Source organism: Streptomyces sp. NRRL S-920 (genome assembly GCF_000717945.1).
GTDB classification, from domain to species: Bacteria; Actinomycetota; Actinomycetes; order Streptomycetales; family Streptomycetaceae; genus Streptomyces; species Streptomyces alboniger.
This window is the reverse complement of sequence record NZ_JODF01000051.1, coordinates 1-23,532: the sequence shown is the minus strand read 5'-3', so window position 1 is coordinate 23,532 and position 23,532 is coordinate 1. Positions and strand designations below refer to the sequence as shown.

20 protein-coding genes and 1 pseudogene are annotated in these 23,532 nt (G+C 71.1%); 8 read left to right on the top strand and 13 right to left on the bottom strand.

Translation table 11 applies throughout. From position 1 onward, the window contains the following. The first annotated feature begins 74 nt into the window (after positions 1-74). Both IG54_RS0128565 and IG54_RS0128560 read left to right on the top strand, forming a co-directional pair. On the top strand, positions 75-1,247 hold the full coding sequence (locus IG54_RS0128565; protein WP_051820088.1) for an acyl-CoA dehydrogenase family protein: 1,173 nt from the start codon (positions 75-77) through the stop codon (positions 1,245-1,247). A 1-nt stretch (position 1,248) separates the two neighbouring features. Then, on the top strand, positions 1,249-2,310 hold the full coding sequence (locus IG54_RS0128560) for an acyl-CoA dehydrogenase family protein (protein ID WP_030790707.1): 1,062 nt from the start codon (positions 1,249-1,251) through the stop codon (positions 2,308-2,310). Here the strand turns inward: IG54_RS0128560 and IG54_RS0128555 are convergent. The 8 genes from IG54_RS0128555 to IG54_RS0128520 are packed head-to-tail and all read right to left on the bottom strand — an operon-like array spanning position 2,302 to position 9,684. Then, positions 2,302-3,240, bottom strand: a complete 939-nt coding sequence (locus IG54_RS0128555; RefSeq protein ID WP_051820087.1) for a [LysW]-aminoadipate kinase — start codon at positions 3,238-3,240, stop codon at positions 2,302-2,304. The genes IG54_RS0128560 and IG54_RS0128555 overlap by 9 nt on opposite strands. Continuing rightward, the gene (gene argC / locus IG54_RS0128550; RefSeq protein WP_030790701.1) at positions 3,237-4,262 is read right to left on the bottom strand and encodes an N-acetyl-gamma-glutamyl-phosphate reductase; all 1,026 of its coding nucleotides are present in this window, start codon (positions 4,260-4,262) and stop codon (positions 3,237-3,239) included. Before argC ends, IG54_RS0128555 begins: the two co-directional genes overlap by 4 nt. 10 nt (positions 4,263-4,272) lie before the next feature. Next, positions 4,273-4,443, bottom strand: coding sequence for a lysine biosynthesis protein LysW (locus IG54_RS0128545; protein WP_030790698.1), 171 nt, complete (start codon positions 4,441-4,443; stop codon positions 4,273-4,275). A 1-nt stretch (position 4,444) separates the two neighbouring features. Further along, on the bottom strand, positions 4,445-5,500 hold the full coding sequence (locus IG54_RS0128540) for a transketolase family protein (protein WP_063756274.1): 1,056 nt from the start codon (positions 5,498-5,500) through the stop codon (positions 4,445-4,447). Beyond that, positions 5,497-6,339, bottom strand: a complete 843-nt coding sequence (locus tag IG54_RS0128535; protein ID WP_030790691.1) for a transketolase — start codon at positions 6,337-6,339, stop codon at positions 5,497-5,499. Before IG54_RS0128535 ends, IG54_RS0128540 begins: the two co-directional genes overlap by 4 nt. After that, positions 6,336-7,649, bottom strand: coding sequence for a DegT/DnrJ/EryC1/StrS family aminotransferase (locus IG54_RS0128530; RefSeq protein WP_037897894.1), 1,314 nt, complete (start codon positions 7,647-7,649; stop codon positions 6,336-6,338). Before IG54_RS0128530 ends, IG54_RS0128535 begins: the two co-directional genes overlap by 4 nt. Next, positions 7,649-8,578 (bottom strand): RimK family alpha-L-glutamate ligase, encoded by a 930-nt coding sequence (locus IG54_RS0128525; protein ID WP_234336375.1) that lies wholly within the window; start codon positions 8,576-8,578, stop codon positions 7,649-7,651. The genes IG54_RS0128530 and IG54_RS0128525 overlap by 1 nt, the downstream gene beginning before the upstream one ends. Beyond that, the gene (locus IG54_RS0128520; RefSeq protein ID WP_051820086.1) at positions 8,575-9,684 is read right to left on the bottom strand and encodes a M20/M25/M40 family metallo-hydrolase; all 1,110 of its coding nucleotides are present in this window, start codon (positions 9,682-9,684) and stop codon (positions 8,575-8,577) included. The genes IG54_RS0128525 and IG54_RS0128520 overlap by 4 nt, the downstream gene beginning before the upstream one ends. A gap of 293 nt (positions 9,685-9,977) precedes the next feature. Here IG54_RS0128520 and IG54_RS0128515 point away from each other — a divergent pair, with 293 nt between their 5' ends. After that, complete coding sequence (locus IG54_RS0128515) at positions 9,978-10,607, top strand: TIGR04222 domain-containing membrane protein (protein ID WP_030790679.1); 630 nt, start codon at positions 9,978-9,980, stop codon at positions 10,605-10,607. A 94-nt stretch (positions 10,608-10,701) separates the two neighbouring features. Here the strand turns inward: IG54_RS0128515 and IG54_RS0128510 are convergent, their stop codons facing one another. The 4 genes from IG54_RS0128510 to IG54_RS0128495 form a co-directional block, all read right to left on the bottom strand. Beyond that, a complete protein-coding gene (locus IG54_RS0128510; protein ID WP_030790676.1) occupies positions 10,702-11,346 on the bottom strand; it encodes a LysE family translocator in 645 nt (214 codons plus the stop codon). 286 nt (positions 11,347-11,632) lie between these two features. Continuing rightward, positions 11,633-12,436, bottom strand: a complete 804-nt coding sequence (locus IG54_RS0128505) for a phosphatidate cytidylyltransferase (RefSeq protein WP_030790673.1) — start codon at positions 12,434-12,436, stop codon at positions 11,633-11,635. After that, positions 12,433-14,214, bottom strand: a complete 1,782-nt coding sequence (locus IG54_RS0128500; protein WP_030790670.1) for a pyridoxal phosphate-dependent aminotransferase — start codon at positions 14,212-14,214, stop codon at positions 12,433-12,435. The genes IG54_RS0128505 and IG54_RS0128500 overlap by 4 nt, the downstream gene beginning before the upstream one ends. 197 nt (positions 14,215-14,411) lie before the next feature. Then, entirely contained in the window at positions 14,412-15,341 is a 930-nt protein-coding gene (locus tag IG54_RS0128495) for a LysR family transcriptional regulator (protein WP_030790667.1), read from the bottom strand. 89 nt (positions 15,342-15,430) lie between these two features. Here IG54_RS0128495 and IG54_RS0128490 point away from each other — a divergent pair, with 89 nt between their 5' ends. The 5 genes and pseudogenes from IG54_RS0128490 to IG54_RS41515 all read left to right on the top strand — a co-directional run. Next, positions 15,431-16,351 (top strand): zinc-binding dehydrogenase, encoded by a 921-nt coding sequence (locus tag IG54_RS0128490; protein WP_030790664.1) that lies wholly within the window; start codon positions 15,431-15,433, stop codon positions 16,349-16,351. Continuing rightward, the gene (locus IG54_RS0128485) at positions 16,348-17,340 is read left to right on the top strand and encodes an alpha/beta hydrolase family protein (protein WP_030790662.1); all 993 of its coding nucleotides are present in this window, start codon (positions 16,348-16,350) and stop codon (positions 17,338-17,340) included. The genes IG54_RS0128490 and IG54_RS0128485 overlap by 4 nt, the downstream gene beginning before the upstream one ends. Positions 17,341-17,396: 56 nt before the next feature. Beyond that, positions 17,397-18,143 carry a glucose 1-dehydrogenase gene (locus IG54_RS0128480; RefSeq protein WP_030790660.1) on the top strand — a complete coding sequence of 249 codons (747 nt, stop codon included), beginning with the start codon at positions 17,397-17,399 and terminating at the stop codon, positions 18,141-18,143. A 227-nt stretch (positions 18,144-18,370) separates the two neighbouring features. Then, positions 18,371-18,715 (top strand): hypothetical protein, encoded by a 345-nt coding sequence (locus IG54_RS0128475; protein ID WP_030790658.1) that lies wholly within the window; start codon positions 18,371-18,373, stop codon positions 18,713-18,715. Between the two features lie 58 nt (positions 18,716-18,773). Beyond that, a pseudogene (locus IG54_RS41515) lies at positions 18,774-18,881 on the top strand (IS5/IS1182 family transposase); the annotation flags it as partial. 15 nt (positions 18,882-18,896) lie between these two features. Here IG54_RS41515 and IG54_RS0128470 read toward each other — a convergent pair. Continuing rightward, positions 18,897-22,772 carry a hypothetical protein gene (locus IG54_RS0128470; protein WP_030790656.1) on the bottom strand — a complete coding sequence of 1,292 codons (3,876 nt, stop codon included), beginning with the start codon at positions 22,770-22,772 and terminating at the stop codon, positions 18,897-18,899. Between the last annotated feature and the right edge of the window lie 760 nt (positions 22,773-23,532).

The following is a 23,532-nucleotide window of genomic DNA, read 5'->3' as shown; positions in this document are numbered from 1 at the left end:
GTGCACTAGGCTCTGCGGCGCGGCGCATGCCACGGCTCCAACGCACCCCGCGCGGTGCGCATACGGGGGGACACATGGACTTTGGTCACACCGCCGACGAGACGCGCTTTCGCGACCGGGTCCGGGCGGAACTCCAATCGCCGGACGTCGTGGCCGCGTTGCGGGAGCTGCACGCCGCCGAGGAGCGTGAGCCCGACGAGCGCGGCCTGTACCGGCAGCTCGGCGAGCACGGTCTGCTAGGCGTCGACTGGCCCCGCCGCTACGGCGGGCAGGGCCGCACCGCCGCCCACGCGGCCGTCGCCGTGGAGGAGATGATGCGGGCGGGCGTCCCGGACACCCTGTTCGTCAACGGCGTCCAGACCGTCGGGAAGCTTCTGCTCCTCGCCGGCAGCGAGGAGCAGAAGCGGCGGGTGCTGCCGGGCCTGGCAGCCGGCCGGTGCTTCGCGAGCGTGCTGTACACCGAGCCCGGGGTCGGCTCCGATCTGAGCGCCCTGACGACCCGTGCCGTCGCGGTGGAGGGCGGTCACCGCATCGACGGCGTGAAGGTGTTCAACCTCAAGAGCGGCATCACGGACATCGGCCTGTGCGCGGCCCGCACCTCGTCCGAGGGCTCGCGGTACGAGGGCCTCACGCTGTTCCTCGTCGACATGCGCGTCCCGGGCGTACGCGTACAGCGCCTGGACACGATGGCCGACGAGCAGTTCCACCGGGTCGGCCTCGAAGGCGTTCTCGTCACCGACGCCGATGTCGTCGGCACCGTCGGGGACGGCTGGGCGCTGCTCGCCGAGGCCCTGCCACTGGAACGCACGGGTTTCGACTTCGCGCTGCGCGCCGAGCGGTGGTACGAGGCGGGCTGCGCCGGACTCACCTCGGCGGACGGCGGCCCGGACGGTCCGGCGGCCGCACCCTGGCTGGCCGACGTGGGCCGGCACGGCGCGGCCACCGCGGCGGCCCGCCTGCTGGCCTGGCGCTGCGTCGGCTCGGCCGGCGCCGAAGGGCTCGACGAACTGCGGACGTCCACCGCCAAGTGGTACGCGAGCGAGCAGGCCGCCGCCGTGGCCCGCTGGGCCGCCACCCGCCACGGCCCGGACGCCCCACCGGAACTGGCCGCGCTGCTGGACAGCGCCTACCGGGAGGCCCCGGGCCTGACGCTCTCCGGCGGCACGTCGGAGATGATGCTCCAGACGATGTCCGGCTTCCTGCTCGCCGCCGAGTCGGCGGACCCGAACGCCGCGGAGGTGGAGTGACATGCGGCTCGAAAGCGACGACGTACAGCGCGACCTGGCGTCGGCCGTACGCGCGGGCCTGGCCCCCGCGGCAGGCCCGGACGGCGCGCTCGATCCGGCCGAGGTCCACGCCTGCCTCACCGACCTGGACCTGTACGCGCTCGAACTGCCCGACTCGGCAGCGGGATTGGCCTATGGGCTGAGCCACGCGGTGCCGGTGTGCGAGGAGTTGGGCCGCTGGGCCGCCCCCGACTCCTACCGCGCCGCCACCCTGCTCGCCGACCTGATCCAGTCGGCCGACCCGACCGGCGACGGTCATCCGACGCCCGGCGACGCGGAGTTGCTTACCGGCATCGCGGCGGGCAAGGTCACGGTGGGGCTGGCGTCCGGGGACCGGGTCACGGCCACAGGAGGCCCCGGCGGCCTGCGGATCAGCGGTGACTGCACCCTGCCGCAACCACCGCCCGACGCCTCCTTCCACGTCGTACCGGCACGCCACGCCCAGGGGACCGTGTTCGCCGCGGTGGCCGTCGACTCTCCCGGCGTAACGTGCGCGGCCACCCGGCGCGAAGGGATCCTGCGGCTGAGCCTGAAGGACGTCGCACCCCTCGCGCTCTCCGCGCCCGCGCACGACACCGGCGGTGTCCCCTCACCGCTGCTCGTACGCGCCCGCGTCCGGCAGGCGGCCCATCTGCTCGGCCTTGCGGCGGGCGCGCACCGGCTCGCCGTCGGGCGGGCCGCCCGACGGCGGCAGTTCGGCCGCAGCATCGGCGAGAACCAGGCCGTCGCGTTCCCCCTGGCCGAGCAGTTCGCCCATCTGGAAGCTGGGCGCCTCCTGATCGGCGAGGCCGCCTGGGACGCCGACGGGGGGCGCCCGGCGGCCGTCGGCGCCACTCAGTCGCTCGCCTACGCGGCGGAACTGGCGCTGCGGGTCACCGCGTACGCGGTGCACGTCCACGGCGCGGCCGGGATCACGGGGGAGTACGCGGTCCAGCGCTACTACCGGGCCGCCGCCGTGGAGGCGACCCGGTGGGGCGCCCCGACCGCGCTGTGGCAGGAGGCGGGAAGGCTGCGCCTACCGTGAGGGCCGTTGCGCCTCCGGTGTCGGCCGCTCTGCCTCCGGTGTCGGCCCCTGCGCCTCCGGGGCCGGCCGCTCCGACCGCGGTCCTGGCAGGGTGACCCTGGTGCCCGGCCCCTCGCCGGTCACCGCCTTCAACGGGTGCGCCGCCCCTCCATCGGAGATCCATACGCTGGGCACCCCGGCGAGCAGGGCCTCGCGGGCCGCGACCAGCTTGATGGTCATGCCGCCTCGCACCCAGGAAGGGGCCGGTTCACCCGGCTGCGGCAGCTGATAGGCGGCCAGCGCGCTGGCCGGGTCAGTGGGGTCGGTGAGCACCCCGGGGGCCCCGGTGAGGAAGAGCAGGCTGTCGGCCCGCAGCGCCGCCGCGACAGCCGCCGCGGCACGGTCGGCGTTGACGTTGACCGGCTCGCCGTCCTCGGCCAGCGCCGGGGGCGACACCACCGGCACCACGCCCGCGGCGAGCAAGTCGTGCAGCAGGCCGGCGTCGACGCCGACGATCCGGCCACTACGGTCGTCCCGTACGACAGTGACGCGCCCTTCCACGACCGCTCGTACGGCCTTCTTGCGGCGGGCCCGCAGCAGACCGGAGTCGAGACCGGTCAGCCCCACGGCGCGGACGCCGTGCCGGTCGAGGGCGCGGAGCAGCGTGGGCTTGACGCGGCCGGCCAGGGCCAGGGTGAGGACGTCGAGGGTGGCCGCGTCGGTGTAGCGGGTGACGACGCCGTCGGGCGCGGTCAGATACCGCAGTTCCACGCCGAGCTGCTCCGCGAGGCGGCTCATCTCGGCGGAACCGCCGTGGACGAGGACCACCCGCCGCCCGGCCGCCCTCAGTACGGCGACGTCCTCGCAGAGCCGGTCGACGTCGAGGGCTCCGCTGCCGCCGCACTTGACGACCACCGTCTCCGGAGGGCCGTCGACCCGGTCCCCGCTCACAGCGGGTGCAGCCCGGGGAATTCGAGCCCCAGGCGCTCCGGCCAACCGTGCCTGATATTGACGCACTGCACGGCGTTGCCCGCCGCCCCCTTCACCAGGTTGTCGAGCGCCGCGACGGCGACGACCTGGCCGCGGTCCGCGTCGAGGGCGAAGCCCACGTCGCAGAAGTTGGACCCGCTGAGGATCTTCGGCTCGGGCAGCCGGTACAGGCCGCGCCGCTGCGCCACCACGCGGACGAACGGCTCGGCGCCGTAGCAGTCGCGGTAGACCCGGCGCAGTTCCGGCTCGCGCAGCTCGGCCGTGAGGGTGGCCCGGCACAGCACCTGGGCTCCCCGTACGGCCTCGACGCCGGTGGCGCTCATGCTGACGGTCAGCCCGGTGGCCTGCGCCACCTCCGCCTCGTGCCGGTGGCCCGTCGGCGCGAACACCCGCATGGCGCCGCTGCGTTCGGCGTGCAGGTTCATCGGCCCGGCCCCCGACCCCGAGCCGCTGGACCCGATCCGGCCGTCCACCGATACCCCGTCCTCGACCAGACCGGCGGCGGCCAGCGGGTACAGGGCCAGGATGGCGGCGGTCGCCATGCAGCCGGGCACGCTGATCCGGTCGGCGCCCGTCAGGTCCTTGCGGTACCGCTCGGGCCAGCCGGTGACGAACTCCGGCAGCAGCTCCGGGGCCGTGTGCGCGGTGCCGTAGTACCGCTCGTACACCTCGGGGTCAGTCAGCCGGAAATCGGCGCTGAGGTCGACCAGGCAACCGGCGCGGCCGGCCCATCGCGGGACCATCGCCATGGTCTCGCGGTGCGGTGTGGCCAGGAACAGCACGTCGCAGTCGGGCGCGTCGTCCGGTCCGACGAAGGCGAGGTCGGTCAGGGCCCGGAGGTTGGGGTGCACCCCGTCGAGGCGTCTGCCCGCCATGCCGCGCGAGACCGGCGCGACCAGCTCCAGGCGGGGGTGGCCGAGCAGGATGCGGCACAGCTCCCCGCCGATGTAACCGCTCGCCCCGACGATGCCCGCCCGTATCACCCCCCGGGTCTCACTCACCCCAGTCCTCTTCGACCTCGGGCGCGAGCGCCAGCAGAACGGGGTCGAGCCCGAGGATCTCCAGTTCGCTGAGGCACCCCGGACACTCGACGATCTCGTTCTGCCGGGGCGTGGCGTCGAGCTTGACATCGCTCTCGCAGCTCGGGCACACGGCTGTAGACATGTCACCTTCTCCTTGTGTTGTGCTGGTCCGTGCGTGGTTCGTACGCGCCGGGCCGCGCGCTGTACGCGTCGGTCGGCGTGGGTTTGAGCAGGGTCAGCGCCTCCGTCACGACGCGGTCCACCGTCACGCCGCCGTCCTCCAGCAGATCGCGTTCGTCCCCGACGGTGTCGAGGTAGCGGTCCGCGACGCCCACCCGCCGTACCCGGCAGGGGTGTTCGGAGGTCACCACCTCGCTCACGGCACCGCCGAGCCCGCCCACCACGAGGTGGTCCTCGACGGTGACGATGCCCGCCGTCTCCCGCGCCGCGCGCAGCAGCGGGGCGTGGTCGAGCGGCTTGATGGTGTGCATGTTCACGACCCGCGCCGACACCCCCCGCTCGGCGAGCACGTCGCGCGCGGTGAGCGCGTAGTGGACCGGCAGCGCCCCGGTCGCGACCACCAACAAGTCGTCCCCGTCGGCGAGTTCGACGCTGGCGCCGATGGTGAAGTCGTACGGCTCCTGGTAGACGCGGGGCGTCGCGTTGCGGCCGAGACGGATGTACACCGGGCCGGGGTGGCGGGCGGCGGCCCGTACCGCGAGGGCCGTCTCACCGGCGTCGGCCGGCACCAGGACGGTCAGATGCGGCAGGGTCCGGACGATGGCCAGGTCCTGGAGGGCGTGGTGCGAGGGGCCGTAGTGGCCCGCTGAGAGACCGCCGTGGGTGGCGACCACCTTGACCGGCAGGTTGTTCCCGGCCACGTCCAGCTTGAGCTGCTCACAGGCGCGCGTGGTGGCGAACGTACTCATCGTGTGGGCGAACGGGATGAGCCCCGAGGCCGCGAGCCCGGCGGACATGCCGAACAGGTTGGCCTCCGCGATCCCGACGTTCGCGTACTGGGCCGGGAGTTCGGCCGCGAACCCGTCCTCGAAGCCGCCCGTGTCGGAGTCGACGCAGAAGATCCGGTCGTCGGCCCTGGCCAGCTCAAGGAGCGTACGCCGGTGGGCGTCCCTGGCCGAGCCCGTGTACAGCGCCGCCCAGTCGTTCCCGCCGGGGACGCTCTCTTGCGTCGCCGTCATGTCTGGTTCCTCCGCCGTGCGCGCAGGCCGGCCGTCGCCCGCTCGTGCAGGCGGGGCGTGAGCCGGACGTAGTGGCTCTTCTTGCGGTCCTCGAAGAGGGGCACGCCCCGGCCTTTCACGGTCTTGGCGATGACGACGGTGGGGCGGCCCGGCGTGCGGGGCAGCGCGCCGAACAGCTCCCGCAGTGCCGCCAGGTCGTGGCCGTCGACTTCGGCCACCGACCAGCCGAAGCTGCGCCAGCGGTCGGTGAGCGGCTCCAGGCCCACGGATTCCTCCGTGCGGCCGCTGATCTGCCAGCCGTTGCGGTCGACCACGGCGGTCAGGTTGCCGAGGCCGAGGTGGGCCGCCGACATGATCGCCTCCCAGTTGGAGCCCTCCTGTAGTTCACCGTCGCCGAGCAGGACGAACGCCCGGTTGTCGCGGCCGGTGCGGGACGCGGCCAGCGCCACACCACCGGCGAGGGACAGCCCGTGCCCGAGGGAACCGGTCGGGAACTCCACGCCGGGCAGACGGCGCAGCGGGTGCCCGGCCAGCCGACTGTGCCGCTGCCCATAGGTGCGGCACTCCTGTGGCGGGAAGTAGCCGTGCTCGGCGAGGACGGCGTAGAGCGCCGCGGCGGCGTGCCCCTTGCTGAGCACGAACCAGTCGCGGCCCGGCCACCGCGGTTCGTCGGGCCGCACGCGCAGTACGGATCCGTAGAGCACGGTGAGGATGTCGACGGCGGACAGGCTGCCGCCGACGTGGGTGCCGTGCTCGGTGGCGCCCATCGCGAGGATGTGCTCGCGGGCCCGGTACGCGCGCTCGGCCAGCTCTTCGATGCTGACGTCCTCGCGCGTCATGCGGGTGCCGCCGTCGTGCCGGCCTCGTGCCACTTCGGCCGGTACGTCATCGACCGGGCGGCGGGCACCAGCGTGTCCAGCTGCTCCCACACCTTCTCGAAGGCGTCCGCGCAGCGCGCAAGGACCGGGCCCGCGGCGGGGTTGAGGTGCCAGCGCTGCATCGTCAGGGAGTCCTCGATCACGGCGAGGGTGGTGGGGTGGTCCTGCGGGCGGTAGGGCTGGTCGGGGAAGGCGTCGCGCAGCGCGGGCTGGGCGGGCAGCGGCAGCGACTGGTAGGGCCGGACCGGCACGCCCTCGGCGCGCAGCGCCCGCTGGAGCACGGTGCGCAGGGCACCGGGGGTGACCTCCGGGCAACCGGCCTCGCGGGGGTCGAAGCGCAGACGTAGCTGGAACCAGGCGTGGGTGCGGTCCTCGGGGCAGTGCGGCGTCACGATCCCGTCGAGTGCCGCGAGTCGCCCGAGGAAGCGGCGTACATTCCGGTCGCGCTGCTCGTGCCGCTCGGCGAGCCGGGCGAGCTGGCAGCGGGTGAAGGCGGCCTGGACGCTGCTGAGCTTGGCGTTGCCCGCGATCACCTGCGAGAGGTAGCCGCGCTCGCCGCGCCCGGTCAGGTCCTCGCCGAACTGCCTGCGCAGTACGACGCGTTCGTGGATCGCCGGGTCGTCGGTGGTGAGGAGCCCGCCCTCGCCACTCGTGGGCAGGTTCTTGGAGGCGTTGAGGCTGAACGCCGCCACGTCACCGAGCGCGCCCGCTTGCCGGCCGCGGTAGGTCGCGCCGTGCGCCTGCGCCGCGTCCTCGACGAGTACGAGGCCGTGGCGATCGGCGAGGGTACGCAGCGCGTCCATGTCGCACGGCAGGCCGTGCAGGTGAACGGCGAGGATTGCCTGCGTGCGCGGGGTGATCGCGGCAGCGGCGGCAGCCGGGTCGATGGTGTAGGTGAGCGGGTCGATGTCCACGAACACCGGGACGAGCCCGCGCATGACGGGCGCCGACGCGGTGGCGATGAAGGAGAGGGCGGGTACGAGGATTTCGGCGCCCGGTTCCAGTCCGGTCGCGGCCAGCGCCAACTCGATGGCCGCGGTCCCCGAGGAGAGGGCCGCGCAGTGGCCTACCCCGGTGTAGCGCGCCCATTCCTCTTCCAGGAGTTGCACCTCGCCGCGCTCCACGGAGGTGAAGCGGCCGCTGTCGAGGACGGCGAGCACCGCCTCGCGCTCGGCGTCCGTGACGATCGGCCAGGCGGTGGCGGGAGAGGTGCCCGCGTCGGCGTCCACCGTGCGGGCGCCGCCGAACATGGCCAGCCGTGATATGCCCATCAGTTCCTCACCAGTTGCTGTGCCAGATAGTCCACGTAGCGGCCGGGCAGATCCACGTCTAGCGCTTCCGAGGCGCCGCGGAACTGGGGCGTGTGATTGACCTCGTTGACCAGGAGCCGCCCCTCGGCGTCCTCCAGGAGGTCGATTCCATAGACACCGGGGCCGATCGCGGCGGCCGTGGCCGTCAGGAGGCCCTCCAGCTCCGCGGTGAGCGGGCAGGGCAGGGTGCGTGCGTCACGTGCGGTGTTGGTGCGCCAGGACGTGGAGGTGCGGTACACCGCGCCCACCACTTCGGTGCCGAACACCAGCCCTCTGATGTCCCGCCCGGGTTTGTCGACGTACTCCTGGATGTAGGTGACGCGCTGCTGCGGGTCGGGCAGGGCCGCACGCAGTTCGAGGACGGCCTCGGCCGCGTCCCGGTCGGCGAGCCGGGCGACCTGGCGCCCCCAGGAGCCGGTCAGGGGCTTGACGACCGCCGGGTATCCGAAGCCGTCCAGGGCGTCGAGTGCCGCCGCGGGTGTCGGTGTGACCATGCAGCGCGGTACGGGCAGTCCGGCCGCCCGCAGCGCCAGCGTGGTGAGCAGTTTGTCGCCGCACAGCGCGATCGCCGCGGCGCTGTTGACCACGGTCACACCAGCGTGTTCGAGGACGCGTGCCGTGGTCAGGTTCCTGTGGTGGGACACCTCGCGGGCGACCGCCGTGGACCAGGGCGCCGTCAGGTCATCGAGCCGGAAGACCGCGCTCCGCGGATCGAGTACGTGGTACGGGATCCGGCGGTGGTCCAGCTCGTCCAGGATGCGCTTCTCCTCGTAGGCGATGCGCGACGCGATCACGGCGAGCCTCGGCGGCAGGTCGGGCGGCAGGTCGGGCGGCAGGTCGGATGGCAGGCCAGGTGGCAGGTCCGACGCGCCGTCCCTGGGCAGGCTCACGGGGTCGTCCCCGGCTCGGCCCCTGCGGCTGCCCCGCGGGTGCGCCCCCCGGTGGCGGCCAGGGCCGCGGCCAGCTCCTCGACGGCGGTCGTCAGGACGTCGATCGCCGTGAGGTACTCGGAGAGGTCCACGTGCTCCTCGTCCGTGTGGTCCAGGCGGGAATCCCCCGGGCCGTACGCGGCGATCGGCACGCCCCAGTGCGGGCCGACGACATTCATGTCGGCAGTGCCGAGCTTGACCTTGGCGGTCGGTGCCCCGACATGCCGTCGGATTCCCTCGCGCAGGGCGGCCACGACGGGATCGGTACGGGGCGAGCGTACCGCCGGCAGGCTCTCGGCCACGGTGAGCGGGTCGGGCCCGGCCAACTCGCGCAGCCAGCCCAGGAATCCGTCGCGGTCGAAGTCGACCGGGATGCGGCAGGAGATCTCGACCCTGGCGCGCCGCACGTCGCCGTGGAGCGCGACCAGCGCGGGGATGGCCCGGTCGAAGGCGGGACGTGACGCGTCGACCTCGGCGAGTCGGCGGCGCACCGCCTGCCAGTGGTCCGCCGCGACCTCCACGGCCTTGGGCGCGGGTGAGCTGGTGTGCGCGCCGGGACGGGAGATGTCGATGGCGAAGCGGATGATGCCCTTGTATCCCAGCACCACATTGCCCACGCCGCTCGGCTCGCCGATGACGACCGCGTCCGGCCGCACGACACCGCGCAGATGGCGTGCGCCGGGCGAGGACCCCTCCTCGCCGACGGCTCCGACCACCATCAGGTGGGCGTCGCAGCGGGCCGAGGCCCTCAGCGCCGCCCACACCATCGTGGCGAGCGGTCCCTTGGCGTCGACCGCGCCACGGCCATACAGCTTGCCGCCGTCCTCGTACACCTTCAGGTCGCCGGGGACCGTGTCGATGTGGCCCAGGAGCAGGATGAGCGGCGCGCCGGGCGTGCCCAGCTCACCGACCGCGTTGCCGACGGTGTCCCGGTGGGCCCGGAAGCCCAACGCGCGCATGGCATCCACCAGTTGGGCGACGAGCGCGCCCTCTTCGCCGGTGACCGACGGAGTCTCCACCATGAGTCGGAGCAGCTCTGTCTCGTCGAGATCGTCGAGTACGCCCACGGCTCAGCTCCGAACCGCGTACGCGCACCGACCCGGATGGTCGCCCATTCGATTATTCCCCCGTGTCGTCCGCGCCCGGAACCCGCGATACCCCTACCCCCAGGACTCCACTGTCTGCCGCGACGCTAGATGCGTACCACCGAATCGGTCAAGACATGATCGCTTCCGGTCTCGGTCAACTACCTTTCTGCGCAGGCCAGAAGAGCCGTCGGCGACCAGGGCACTCGCGGGCCCCGCGGCTCAGGACAGCTGAGAAGCTGGATGAAGTGGGCTGAAACGGGGGCGGATCTGGTATGCGGTGGGTGTTCCGGTGGATCGTGAGAGGCTCGGGCGAGACGCGGGCCCTGGATGTGTACGACGTCGCGTTCCTGGCGGGCGGGGCCCAGCGGGTGGTGGACAGCGCGGTCATCGCGCTCAACCGGCGCGGACTGCTCGTGGTGCACGCCTCGCAGGTGCGCACGGTGGTGGGGGAGCAACCCGGGCATGCGGTCGAGCGCGCGGTGGTCGCCTTCTGCGCGCGTACCAAGAGCATCGACACCGTACGCGCCGGCCTGCGACGCTCCCCGGAGGTTGAAGAGATCGGCCGCGGGCTTGCTACATGGGGCCTGGTGGCGGGCGCGGGCCGTCAGGTGACCCGTACGGGCCGACGACACCTCCAGCAGGCCGTACGCGACCCGAACATGCCTGAATACGTCCTGGGCGGGGCCGCCGGCCTCCTGGACGAGCCGGTGCGACGCCCGCTCGGCCGCGCGCAGGCGGTGCCGCCCCGTCACGGCCCTACTCCGAGACGCAGCGGCCAGGGCCCGACGTCGGAGCGCAGGTTCTCGTGCGTGGACGCCGACTACGGAACACACTTCGACGGAGGCGGAGGCGGAGGCGGAGGCGGAGGAGGAGGCGGAGGAGGAGACGGCGGGGGTGAATGAGTGCTCACGGGCCAGTTCACAAGGGGTTGGATCGCTCAAGCCCCTCGACCACCCACCCGCACGTCGATATGCAGCCGGTTCTTACGCCCATGACTCAGGCCGGGCCAGGCGCACGGGACAGGGCTGTGCGCACCGCGAAGACACCGAGCAGCCCGCCTGCCGCGAACCGCTGACCGGTCATCACGCGTGGCCGGGCGGCCAGATACCCCGACACCCGTGCCGCGCCCAGCACGATCAGAGCGTTCACGGCGAGCGCCACGATGATCTGCACGCCGCCTAGTTGCAGCAGTTGCGCCCAGGTCGGCCCCGCCTGTGGGTCCATGAACTGGGGCAGAAGAGAGGCGTACATGAGAGCGATCTTGGGGTTGAGCAGGTTGGTCAGGAGCCCCATCGAGAAGAGGCGGGTGTTGGAGATGGGAGGCAGGTCCTGGGCCGGAGCGAAGGGGGAGCGGCCCCCGGGCTTGAGCATGTCCCAGGCCAGATACGCCAGGTAGGCGGCGCCGACGAGCTTGACCACGGTGAACGCCAGTGGCACGGCGGCGAACAAGGCCGACAGCCCGGCGGCCGCGGCCAGCAGATAGCACAGGAATCCCACGGCGGTCCCGCCCAGGCTCACCAGCCCCGCCCTGCGGCCTTGGGTGATCGAACGGGAGGCGAGGTGGATCATGTTCGGTCCCGGAGTCAGGGCCATGCCCAATTCGATCAGGGCCACTCCTCCCACTGCGGCCAGACTGATCACTTGGCAACTCCCCGATCGTCAGCCGGGTATCCGATACCCGGCGTGGGCGGCGTCCGCCGACGACGGACGGCGGCGACGCAGCGGCAGCGCCTGCCTCGCATGCCTCGCCTGCCTCAGGATACGACCCTGCCTTTCGGCGTCTCCATGCACCCTGTCGCTCCAGCGGAGCGACGACCTCAACATGCGCCTCATGAGCGCGCCGACGGTCTCCGGGCGACACAGGCTGCCATCCGACGCTGAGCGGGCGTAACCAAATGACCTGCCGGTGTGGGGGAGTGAGGGACAGTCAGCGCAGGAGGAGAAGGACGGCCAGGGCGAGGAGGAGTGAGTCGATGCGGTCGAGCAGGCCCCCGGAGCCGGCCAGCCAGTGAGCGGAGTCCTTCGCCCGCGTTCCTCGCTTGACCATGGATTCCAAGAGGTCCCCCGCCGGGGCGCCGACCGCCACCGCGACCGCCATCGGCGGGCTCAGCGCGGACAGCGCGGCGAGCACACCGAGGGCAGCCGCGGCTCCGGAGAGGGTTCCGCTCCACCGCTTGGCCGGGGAGAGTGGTGACAGCCGTGGCCCGCCCAGCCGTTGACCGGCGAAGTACGCGACGATGTCACCGACCGAGACAGCGGCGAAAAGGACGAGCGCGGTCGCGCCGAGCGGCACCAGGGCGGCGAGCACGCTCAGCCAGACCAGCCCGAGCAGACCGGCCATGAGCCGGCGCAGGCCGTGGGCGCAGTCACCGGCCAGCAGCGGGACCGCCGCGATGGCCAGCGCGCCGACCGCCACCGCCCGCACCTCATGACCGGGGGCCAGCCAGGAGGTCAGCACCACGCCGGAGACGGCCGCGGCCAGTACCGCCCGGTCCATCCGGGACAGACCCATCAGCCCGCCGAACTCCATCGCCGCGACCACCCCGACCACGAGCGCGAGGGCCGTCACCCCCGGACCGCCCCACCAGAACGCTCCGACGACCAGGGGTACTCCGACCGCCCAGCAGCACCAACGGACCAGCAGTTCGCGGCGCCCGGAGAGTGCCGCGGCGATCCCGCCGAGTGCCAGGGCCCCGCCGAGGAAGGGCGCGAGGGAGGCGACGCCGATCACCGGGCGTGACCGACGGTGACATCGCCCGGGGACACCGCGGACCGCCGCGAGAGCGCCCCGGGGCGCAGCGCCTCCAGCGCGGTTCCGTACGCCGCCACGATGCGCGCGTTCTCTGCCACATCCCTGACCGCGACGCGTACGGTACGCCCCTCGTACTGCGGCGAGAGGGGCGACAGGTCGCGCAGGTAGACATCGTGTCGGCGGCACTCCCGCACCAGGCGGGCGGCGCTCGGTCCGCCGGGCGGCAGGGTGATGGTGAGGAAGTTCGCCACGCCCTCCTCGACCACGGCCGTGTCGGACACCCGGGCGAGATCGGTGGCCAGTTGGCGGCGCAGGGTGTGGGTGCGCGACCAGCAGGAGCGGTAGTGCACCGGGTCCCGCAGGGCGCCCACGGCGGCGAGTTGTGCGGGAAGGCTCACCGCCCAGGGCGGCGTCCACCGGCGCAGCAGTGCCGCGCTGGCGGGTTCGGCCACCAGGAAGGCCGCCCGCACCCCGGACAGCGCGTACATCTTGGACAGCGAGGTGCAGACCACGATCCGCGGGTCCACCGCGGCCAGTGGGGCGAGCGACTCCGCCAGGTCCACGTAGCCGAGGTAGGCCTCATCGATCCACCAGCGGGTCTCGGCCGGGGCGGCCGCGATCAGGGTGCGCAGTTCGGCGGCGGATGCGTGGCGTCCGGTCGGATTGTTCGGGTTGACCACGACCACCAGGTCATAACGGCCCGCCCCGACGACAGACGCCAGCCGCGCGAAGTCGATCCGCCACCCCTCGTCGCGGTGCAACCGGAAGCGGTCCACCCGACATCCGATCACCCGCTCGGTGACGTGGGCGTACTCGCCGTAGCCCGGGTCCAGCAGAAGCACCCTGCTCCGCGGGGTCAGCCACCGGCCGAACGCTCTGAAGATCAGGTCCGACGAGCCGGCCCCGGCCACGAGCGTCTCCACCGGCAGTGCCCGGACCTTCGCGAGTTCCGTCAGCAGGCCCTCGGCGCCGGTGGGAGGCGAGGTTCTGGCGGACCAGGCCGGGTCCTCCATGAGCGCCGCAGACACCCCGGGAGCGGGCGGGAACCAGGCGTCCAGCACGTCCGCGGCGACGACCTCATGACGCCGGTGCAAGGTACGAAAGTCCGTTCCGATAGCGGTGAACGAGGCGCCGCCATGTTCACACCCGTCCGGCCCGGCCGCCCATTCCATGTCCAACTGCCAGTCGACCTCGGCGCCGAACCGCTCCAGGACGCTGCGATACCGGGTGGCCGCCACCTGCGTCAGCTCGGCCACCTCGCCCGTCAGCACCTCGAAGGTCACCGCGCCGCTGCGGACGGTGCGCCCGAGGGGCCGCAGGCCGACCGCCACGTACATGTCGAGCAGTTCGGTACGGCCCATCGCCACCACCGTGCGGCCTCCCCGGGAGGAGATCCAGCGCAGGGCCGCGTACATGAGAAGCGGCGCCACCGCCGTACCACGCCAGCGCGGCTCCACAGTGAGGATGCGTACTTCGAAGAGTCCCCCCTCACCCAACAACGGCAGCTCGTCGCGAGTCAGGTACTTGTCCAGGCCGTAGCGGCCCAGCCACGGCGGCGTCAGGCTGACGAAGCCGATGCGGACCGGCCCCCGGGCCGCGACGAGGTAGACGTTGTCGCCGTCCAACGCGTCGTACAACCGCCCTTCCGGCCGCGGCGTGTGCTGACCGAGTTCGTGGGCGTACACGCGGTGCCGCAACTCGTGGATCCACGCCAGGTCCTCGGGCGTGGCGGCTCGTATGCGCAGGTCGCGACTCATGCATGTCTCTTTCGGCACAGGGGAGTTCCCCGGGGGGCTACGGAGGCCGACTGGCCCAGGCGCTCTGCCGCGGAGGTGGGCATGTGCCGTCTCCGTACTGGAGGTTCGCGCCATGGGCACATCTTTGGGGGTGCCCGGCGGCCGCACATGAGTACGCGTACGTGAGTACGTAAGGAGGGGCTGGGACGGGGCGCGCGTCAGGAACGGTCCGTGGGCGGCTCGGGCAACCAATCGCGGGTCGGGTCGTACTCAAGCCATCGGCTTCGCCCTGCTTCCTCGGCGCAGGCGGCGGCGAGCCCGTTCAGCCCCGGGTGCCCGCTGCCGGCACGCCACAGCAGTGACCAGGCGTACAGAGGTGTGGGATCGACCAGGGGAACGGAGCGCAGCCCAGGGACCTCCGGCAGGGGTACATCGGCAGGCACCAACGAGAATCGCCGCGGCTCCTCCGCCACCTCGGCGAGGAAGTGGGCGAGCCCCAGGTTGACACTGGCGGCCGTGTTCCGGATGCCGAATCGATCGGCGAACCGGTGGAGGAAGTCGAGCCGGTCCAGCGCGCCGGGTGCCCACAGAGTGCTGTCGCGCAACTGGTCCGGCCGCAAAGCCGGTTCGGCTGCGAGCGGATGGTCCACGCTCAGTACGGCGTCCACCGGTTCGAGACGGACGAGGCGGTGCGCAAGCCCGGTGGGCAGCGGAGGGTGGACACGGCCGAAGGCAGCGTCGACGTCGCCGTGCAGCAGCGCTGTCGTCACCGCCGGCAGATCACGGCCGTGTCCCAACGCCAGTTCCCCGGCCCGTCCGGCAACCTGGGCCAGCGTGCGCATCGGCGCGTAGAGGTGCCCCCAGACGTCCACGCGCAGCGGACGTTCCTTCCCGATTGCCGCCGCGACTGCGGCGTCGGCGGCGGCCACGGTCTGCCGGGCCGGTAGCAGGAAACGCTGCCCGGCCTCGGTGAGGCGTACCCCGTTGCCGCCGCGCTGGAACAGCTCGGTGCCGAGCAGGGATTCCAGCCGCGCGATCCTCTTGGACAGCGCCTGCTGGGAGATGCCGAGCGTCCCGGCCGCCCGCCCGAAGTGCAGTTCCTCGGCGGTGCGCACAAAGGCACGTACCTGCGCCACGTCGAGATCCATGGCTCCCACCATAGGTGACAACCGATGGTTGTCGCCTGTGCTTGTCCGTTGTTGGATCACGGGGCGGCCGCAGGGGTTGCATCTTCGCCATGCAAAGACTGATTCCCACGGGAGACATGGCGCGTCCGGTCGCCTTCGCCGAGGTCGCCCAGCCCGCGCCGGGACCCGATGAGGCACTGGTCAAGGTCGAGGCGTTCGCCCCGAACCGGGGCGAGACATTCCTTCTCGAAAAGCCCCGGCCGGAGCTGCTGCCCGGCAAGGACATCGCGGGGCTCGTCGTGCAGGCGGCAGCCGACGGTTCCGGCCCCGGCATCGGCATCCGCGTGGTCGGGCATCCGGCGCAGGGCGGCTGGGCCGAGTACGCCGCCGTGCCCGTGCACTCGCTCGCGGTACTTCCGGACAGCATCGACAGCGCGCGAGCCGCCGCTCTGCCCCTGGCCGGGATCACTGCTCTGCGGCTGCTGCGGACAGCCGGTTCTCTGGCCGGCCGACGGGTACTGCTGACCGGCGCCTCAGGCGGTGTCGGCCACTACGTTACCGAGCTTGCGGTGGGGGCAGGAGCCGAGCTGACCGTGGTGACGTCCACGCCGGTGCGCGGCGAGCGGCTCGCGGAACTGGGCGCACACGTGGTGCACGAGGTCGCGGCGGCCCAAGGGCCGTTCGACGTCGTACTGGAGTCCACGGGCGGGCCGGACCTGGCACTCGCCCTGTCGAAGGCGCGCCCGGGCGGTCTGCTCGTGTGGTTCGGCCAGGCGAGCCGCACCCCCGTTTCTCTCGACTTCTTCCAACTCCTCGGCGGGCCGGAGCGCGTGACGATCCAGCACTTCCACTACGCCGGTGCGCCGTACGACTCCGATCTCGCAGCACTGGTGCGCCTCGTCGAACAGGGACGGCTGCACCCGGAGATCGGCCGCATCACCGACTGGGCACAGACTGCCGAAACCCTGGTCGACCTGCGCGAGCGCCGGATACGCGGCAAGGCTGTCCTGCTGACCGGAGGAGCACGATGAGCGTCACCGAATTCGCCGCCGCCCAGTGGACCCGTGCCACCGGTGCGGGCGTGGACCCGCACGAGTACCAGCGCGTCACCGACGGCCTCACCTCCGTCACCGACTGGGGGCCGGCCTTCCTGCGCACCGGACACAGCTACCTTCGGCGCGCGAAGGACGCCGATTCCTCCCGCTCAACGGGTGAGTACCTGCTGATGGCGGCCCGGTGGTTCCACCTGGCCACCCTGGCGCCGTACGAGGAAGCGCCTCGTGCCGCCGCCGAGGCGGATCACGCCCTGAGCCGGGCGTTGACCGTGCTGGAGCCCGGTGCGCGGCGGGTGAGCGGTGAGGGATTCACCGGCTGGCTGCGTGGCCCCTCCGACGCGCCGGGGACCGTGCTAGTCGTCCCCGGTCTGGACTCGGCCAAGGAGGAGTTCCTCGATCTGGTGTCCGCGCTGCTGGACAGAGGGCTGGCGGTGTTCGCGCTGGACGGCCCCGGACAGGGCGTGCTCGCGGCCACCACGACCTTCGCGCCGGACTACGAGCGGGTCGTGGGCCGGGCCATCGATGTACTCGGCGTCGCACGCGTCGGACTCGTCGGCCTGAGTCTGGGCGGCTATTTCGCGGCCCGGGCCGCGGCGCTCGAACCGCGCGTGGCGGCCGTCGCCACCGTCAGCGGCCCCTTCCGTCTCGACTGGGATGAACTACCCCCGCCTGTACGGGACATCATCGTCAAGCGCGCGGGAGGCACCGACGCCGCCCAGGAGTTTGTGCGCCAGGTGGACCTCACCGCCCTGGCACCCCGCATCGCGGCCCCGCTGCTGGTCGTGGACGGTGACCAGGACGTCATCCCCGGCGTGACGAATGGCAGGTCCCTGGCCCGACTGGCGCCGCACGGCACCTACCTGTCCGTCCCTCACGGAGACCACCTCCTTGGCAACGCGCGGTCCGACTGGCTGCCCCGCCTCAGCGACCACATCGCGCACACCTTGACGGGAACCCCGGCATGAACCGCTTCACCGATCCTCAGCGACCACATCACGCACACCTTGACGGGAACCCAGGCATGAACCGCTTCACCGACCAGACCGTCCTCATCACCGGAGGCACCAGCGGCATGGGTCTTGCGACCGCGCACCGCTTTGTCGCCGAGGGTGCCCACGTCATCGTCACCGGCCGCACCCGCGCGCGGCTGGACGCCGCAGTCGAAGAACTCGGTCCCCGCGCCTCGGGGATCGTGGCCGACGCTGCCGACTCGGGCGCGATGGACGCGCTGATGGAGACCATCCGGGACCGTCACGGCCAACTGGACAGCCTCTTCGCGAACGCGGGCACCGGCACATTCCTGCCGTTCGAGAAGATCACCGAGCCGGACTTCGACCACGGCGTCGACATCAACTTCAAGGGGGTCTTCTTCACCCTCCAAAAGGCACTGCCGCTACTGGCGGACGGAGGCTCGATCGTCATCAACGCCTCCTGGACCCTCCACCGGGGCAACAGCGTCCTGACCCTCTACTCGCCGACCAAAGCCGCCGTACACAACCTGGCCCGAACCCTCGCCGCGTCACTCGCCCCGCGCGCCATCCGCGTCAACTCCGTCAGCCCCGGCTACATCGACACCCCGATGTACCCCGCCGCCGCACTCACGACGTCGGAAGCAGAGGCGGTCACCGGCCAGATCGTCGCCGGCCGCTTCGGACGCCCGGAAGAGGTGGCCTCGGCAGTGGCGTTCCTCGCCTCGGCCGACGCCTCCTACATCAACGGCCAGGATCTCGTCATCGACGGCGGCCTGGTAGGTGCGGTACCTGCGTAGGAACAGGTCAGCAGCTTTCGTCGGTGCATTGGAGAGGGGCGGGGCCGGGCCCACTGGTGGACGGGCTCACGTGGTGCGTGGGCGGAGAGCAACGACGTTGTCGGGAGTGACTGCGGGCTGTGTGCCGACCGCGACGACGTGCGGACCGCTTACCAGGTCCCGAGTGTCACCGCCGACAGCTGCTAGCGACTAACTTCGGATACCCGTAGACGCGGTGAGAGGTGTATATGACGGCTCACACGCCCGCTGAGTTCGCCCTGGCTCGCTCATACATCTCCGATGATGGCGCGATCAGGTTCAATGTCACCGACCTGTTGGTAGATCACCAAGCGGACCGCAGCGTCACGTTGACCTATCGGCTCATCGTCGAGCGGAAGGGGTACGTCGACGAGTGCTGGGTGGTCACGCTGCCATGGGGTGACAGATCCTTTGTGGACGTGTTCACCTCGTCTGCCCCTGATCCTGAGCGTCTTCGCCAACTGGTGCAGCTGGTGCATGGCCTTTTGGAGGAGTGGTGGGACACCAAGGGGCACAACCGCCAGTCCGCGAAGATGGGACGCCGGTGTCCCTGAAGGGTTAGCGCCTGAGGGTTGTCGGGAGTGCATGTGCCTCATGGGGTTCGCGGTAGGCAAGGTCCGCAACGTTGTCGAACGCTGCTTCAACGGGCTCAAGCAATTCCGCGCTACAGCGACCCGCTTCGACAAACTGGCCGTCCGCTACCGGGCAGACAGGTCCTAGCTAGCCGCCCGGGCATCAGGTGGTGGCGCGGAGGGTGTCGCGGAGGCTGGTGGCGGAGTCGGCGAGGGCTTGGAGTTCGAGGGTGCGGGGGTCCGGAGGGGCGGGGGCCCCGAAGAGGAGGAGGCCGATGAGGCGGTCAAGGAGGGCGGCGGCGCGGGTGCGGTCTGCCGGAGGGCCGGTGGGGAGGGTGTCGGCGAGGCCGAGGATCAGCGCGGTGGCTTCGGCCGCGGCATCTCGTTGGCGGGTGCGTTCCGCGGCCGGATCGGGAGCGCCGGGGACGACCGAGGTCTCGTGGTGGCGCTGGGACAGGCTGGTGAGGGCCTCGGCGAGGTCGAGACCGTGGTCGCCCGGCAGGGCGGCGTAGACGCGGCGGAGCAGGTCGGCGGCGTGGACGCTGGGGCCGGAATCCGGTGAGCCGAAGGAGGCCACCCCGATCAGGCGGGACAGGAGGGGAGCCATGCGCCTCAGGTCCGATGTGGCTGGCGCGGCCTGGACCAGAGGGCCGAGGAGTGCGAGGGCTTCGGCGGCGGCCTCGCGCTGGCGGGCGAGTTCGGCGGGTGGGTCAGGGTGGCCCGGACGGAAGGCCGCCGAGTGGTGGATGAGTGCCTCGTCGGTCAAGACGGCGGCGATGTCAAGGCGGTGGTCGCCGGGAAGGCGGGCGTACAAGTCCCGGGCTACGGCCCCTGCCGCGACGGCGTCGGCGCTGTCGGCGGCTCCGAAGGCCAGGTAGCCCGGCAGGCCGGCGATGCGGGAGGCGAGGTCGGGTGCGGGGGGCTGTTCCGCGGCCAGGAACTGGTAGAGCTGCCAGGCGTTCTGGGCTGCGGCCAGTTGGAGCGGGATGTCGGCGGGGTGGGCGGCGCGGGCGATGTCGTGGAATCTTCCGGCGGCGGCGATGAGCCCGGCGCTGTCCAGTTCGGGGGTGTCGAAACGAGCCTGGCGGAATTGGTCCAGGATCTCGTGGGTGAGGGACAGGGCGGCGGCGGTCTGCCCCATGCGGAGGCGGTCGCTGGCCAGGTCCGTATAAGCGGGCCACAGCCGGTCGTACCAGGCGGAACAAGCCGGTTTGCCGGTCCGCTTGGGGTCGAGCGGGTTCCGGTAGTCGAGGACGAGGGGGGCGTCACAGCCCGGGGTGTGGATCTCCAGCATGCCCGTATGGCCGTCCGAGCGCAGGAACTCGCCGCTGACCAGGGGCAGGGTGTCCAAGTCCGGGACGTCGCCGCGTTCGTCTTCGATGCGGGCGCGGTACTTGCTGTCCTGGTGGCTGAACCAGATGCGGAAGCTGGTGCCGTCCGGGGCATGGAACACGTGGGTCGAGCCGTGCGCCAGAACGCTCGGCAGGTGGTTGTTGGCCAGCACGATCCGGTTGCGGAAGTCGTCGAAGGTACGGGCCGACGCCTCGGCGGCGTAGACGAATCCCAGATTGTCGATGGGGGGCAGGCGAGGCTGGTCGGGCAGGGGCGGTGGCGGGAGCGGCGCGGCAGGACAACGGTAGACGGCCAGGTGGATGCCGAGGTGGGACAGATCGGTGAAGATCCACGGGCCGGGGGCGCCGAAGGAGCCGTCACGCGAGATCCGCAGGTTGAGCAGGTCGGCGCCCTCACCCTTCCACGCAAGATAGAGCAGACCAGCCGCGGAGCCGAGGGCGGGCGGTTCGGTGCTGATGTCCGGAAGGATGACCTTGGACGTGAGCCCGTCGATGCCGAAGTCGCCGGCGGTGCTGCCGTACAGGACGACGCGGGCGACGTTCAGGTCCTCGTTCCCGGATCCGCGCCAGCCGAGGTAGAGCAGGTCGTCGTGGGTGGTGAGGGCCGGGCCGCGGTCGCTGTACTCGCCGAAAATGTGCTTGCCGTGGAACGTCAGACCGTCGTCATCCGAGAAAGCGAGGTTGAGGTCCTCGTTGCCGGATCCGCGCCAGCCGAGGAAGAGCCGCCCCAGGCAGGAGACGAGCGCGGGTGCGCCGTCGCTGGTGTCGCCGAGGACGGCCTTCCGCTCGATGCCCTCGATGTCGTACGTACCCGCGGTGCTGCCGATCAGCACGACCCGGGCCACGTTCAGTTGCTGTTCGCCCTCGCCCGTCCAGGCGAGGTACACGCGGCCGTTGTGGGAGGCCAGGGCGGGCGCCATGCCGGAGCTGTCGCCGAGCGTGGTGGCGGAGGAGAAGGTGCGCCCGTCGTCGGCGGAGACGGCGAGGTTGAGCTGATTGTTCCCGGCGCCCTTCCATGCCAGGTAGAGCAGGTCGTCCTGGGACGCGATGGCCGGAGCGGCCTCGGTCGTGAACTCGTGGGTGACGATGTCCTGGAGTCCTTCGATGCCGTCGATGCCCATCAGCGTGGTGGTTTGCGCCCTCGAGATGTTGATGTTCTCGTTGCCCGAGCCCTTCCACGCCACGTACATACGGTCCTTGTGCGTGCACACCGCCGGCCCGTGGGAGCTGGTCTGCCCGATGATCTGCTTCTCCGCCGGACGCAGGTTCGCGCCCGCCATGATGCCGCGGTGGACCCCGATATTGACCGCGGACATCTTCTCGGCGTACGGGTCCTCGTCGGGGTCGTATCGATTGACGACATACGGGTCGAGCTGTGGATCCGGCCAGGACTCGAACCTGAGCAGGTCGGCGTAGGCAACGTCGGCGCCGGTCGGGATGAGCGTGCTGGCCTGGGCTCTGGCGGTCTGCTCCCAGCTGTTGACGCCGATGTCGAACTCATCGTGTCCGTAGCCGCTGTTGAGAAAATTTCCTCCGGCCGTCAGGAGGAAGGACGGCGAGCGGTAGTAGATCTCCAGGCCGCCGTCGGCGTCGTCGGGTGAGGCGGTGAGGCGAGGACGGCTGCCGTGGAAGAAGCGGTGCAACGAGGGCGGCGTCGTGCGGTCCATCGCGATGAGGTAGGCCGCGGCCGGCGGACGGTAGGAACTCGTCGCCGCGATCAGCGCGGTGTCGGTGAGCGAGGCGGGGAAGCGGGCTGGGTTTCCGGCGGTGTCGACGTACCCGGTATAAGCGGCGAACATCCCCGTGACCTGGTCGCCGGAGGCGGCGAACAGGTCGTTGCGCTCGTTGGCGGCGTGATTGATCCGGTGCTGCACACGCCGGAAGGGGCTCACGCGGCGCCCTCGGTTGCTGGAGACCGCGTATTTGACCATGGTGTAGTCGAGCAACACCTGCGCGGCTGTGCGAATCTGTGCGTCTCGCGCGAACTCGTACAGGTTGAACAACGAGTGCAGCGCGAGACGGGCGTAGGGCCTGGAATTGAATTCCAGGAAGTCGTGCTTGGCGACGCGCTGTAGATATCCCAGGAGCCAGTCGCGCAGCCCGTTCTTTACGTTGTCGTACGCAGGGTAGGGATTCCTGTCGTGCAAGAGCTGGTTGTTGAGGTACCGGCAGCTCTCGATCATGAGCAGGTGGTTCTCGGTCTCGGGGACGTCGATGTTGAGGAACGTCACCTCGTAGTACTCGATCGACGGGCGGTGGCCGCTCGTCATATGGTTGGGGATCAGCGTGTCGAGGATGAAGTCGTGGTCCTCGGGACCGAACAGGCCGGGGTAGCGGCAGACGGCCGTCATCAGACCCTTGAGCGCGATGTCGTAATCGCGTTTCGTGCCGACCTCGCCGTCTCCGGCATTCCAGTGATGCAGCACCTTGGGGATGAGGGTGCGACTGGCCTCGGCTCCGGGGGCGGCAAACGTCGGGTCCGCAGCCGCGGCGTGGAGGTGCGCGATGAGCGCGGTGGCGGCGTCCTCGCTGAACTTCCTGCCGCCCGGGTCGTCGAACTCGCCGAGAGGATGCGTGTAGGCGTAGTGGCGAGCGATCCCCAGAGCACGTTCCTCATGGCTGGCGTAGGCCGCTTCCGGCGTTCCGTTCAGCGCCGGGGCGTCGAGGTAGGAGTCGGGGATGGGCATGGTCGCGTCACCTCGGCGGCATGAGTCCGACTTTCTGCTCTTTGCTGTGACTCAACACCAGTGCGGCATTTTCCGTCAAGGAGGGGAATTTCGAACGTGTTGACGGTATTTCGAAGGGCGCAAGCTGAGCGAGTTCGCCGAGATGCCCTGGTGCGAAGGGGTCTTCGGTCACCCGAGCGGCACGGGTGATGGCAGACGGTCCGGACAGCGGAGCCTCCGGTCTTCGAGAACGGCTTGTCTTGGTCGACAGCCAGTTCTACCGGGTGCTCTGCTCAGGCGGCGCACTGAACCAGTACGGCGGGGCTCTGATTCGAGTTCCATCGCTCCGCTGGTAGACCAGCCGTGCGACCGCGCCTTCTCGGTCATCCACGGTTTGGGTGGTGACTTCGACAAGCCCAATCCCCAGCGTTTCCTTTCGAAGGTGGCCCCTTGTTGATCTCCAAGTAGGGATCGGCCGTCACTCGATTCGGCAATTTACCTACTCCAACACGCCGAACTCCGTCCGTCGCCGCGCCTCGGAAGGGCGTGGCACCGCGGCGTAGGAGCACCCGAAAGCTCTCCGCGAAACCCGCTGCCGGGCCACTGCGTACGGAGAGCCCGGCGCTTGAGGTGCCTTCCGCCGTGTCGCGCGTAAGAGATCAACAGGGGTTCAAAGACAGGCTCTGAGCTTGTCGTTTAACGTTCGTCTGCTTCGGCATCAGAGGCCATCGATGTCCGGAGGAAGCGTATCCATCGTTGGCAGACCTCGTGGGTGACGGGT